The sequence below is a fragment of the Streptomyces albidochromogenes genome, from assembly GCF_005981925.1.
Lineage (GTDB): Bacteria > Actinomycetota > Actinomycetes > Streptomycetales > Streptomycetaceae > Streptomyces > Streptomyces albidochromogenes.
Window position 1 is genome coordinate 1 of sequence record NZ_VBVX01000637.1, and the last position, 1,160, is coordinate 1,160.

At 69.1% G+C, this 1,160-nt stretch carries 1 protein-coding gene; it reads right to left on the reverse strand.

Annotated features, from left to right (window positions below):
- Window positions 1-1,029: M1 family aminopeptidase (locus E2E34_RS34475; protein WP_279637926.1), on the reverse strand; the 1,029-nt coding region annotated here is incomplete at its 3' end.
- Between the last annotated feature and the right edge of the window lie 131 nt (window positions 1,030-1,160).

A 1,160-nucleotide genomic window follows, 5' to 3' on the forward strand; every position in this document is an offset into this window, starting at 1 on the left:
GCCCTTGCGGGTGACGGCGAAGTCGGTCCAGGTCTCGGTGAAGCGGGTGGCTTCGGTGAGGGTCTGGTAGCCCATGTACTCGGCGAAGGACTCGTTGAGCCAGATGTCGTCCCACCACTGGAGGGTGACGAGGTCGCCGAACCACATGTGGGCCATCTCGTGGGCGATGACCATGGCGCGGGTCTGGCGTTCGGTGTCGGTGACGGCGGAGCGGTAGACGAACTCGTCGCGGAAGGTGACGAGGCCGGGGTTCTCCATGGCGCCGGCGTTGAACTCGGGGACGAACGCCTGGTCGTAGGAGTCGAAGGGGTAGGGCTCCTCGAACTTCTCGTGGTAGCGGTCGTAGCAGGCGCGGGTGATGTCGAGGATCTCGTCGGCGTCGGCGTTCAGGTACGGCGCGAGGGAGCGGCGGCAGTGGAGGCCGAAGGGCAGGCCGGCGTGTTCGGTGCGGACGGAGTGCCAGGGTCCGGCGGCGACGGCGACGAGGTAGGTGGAGATGCGGGGGGTGGGGGCGAGGGTCCAGCCGCCGGCGCCCTGGTGTTCGGCGATGCCGTTGCCGAGGACGGTCCAGCCGTCGGGGGCGGTGACGGTGAGCTCGAAGACGGCTTTGAGGTCGGGCTGGTCGAAGGCGGCGAAGACCCGCTGGTCGTCTTCGAGGAAGAGCTGGGTGTAGAGGTACGTCTCGCCGTCGGTGGGGTCGGTGAAGCGGTGCATGCCCTCGCCGGTGCGGGAGTAGCGCATGGCGGCGTCGACGCGCAGTTCGTGTGTGCCCGCGGTGAGGCCGGTGAGGGGCAGGCGGTTGTCGGCGAGTGTCTCGGGGTCGAGCGGCCGTCCGTCGAGGGTGACGGCGCGCAGGGCGGCGGGCTTGAGCTCGACGAAGGTGTTCCCGGCCGTGCGGGCGGTGAAGTGGATGACGGTGCGGGAGTCGAAGGTGTCTTCGCCACGGGTGAGATCGAGGTCGATCGTGTACCGGTGGACTTCGAGGAGCTGGGCTCGGGTCTGCGCTTCGTCGCGCGTCAGTACGGACATGGGGACATGCTGCCCGATGGGGTGCGGGTGGCACAGCCGGTCGCCCGCGCCGGGAGTCGCTGCCGGGCCGGCGGCCTTCGCCGAGAAACTGCTCAACTTCATCATCGCGGAGGTCATCCGCCACCACGAGA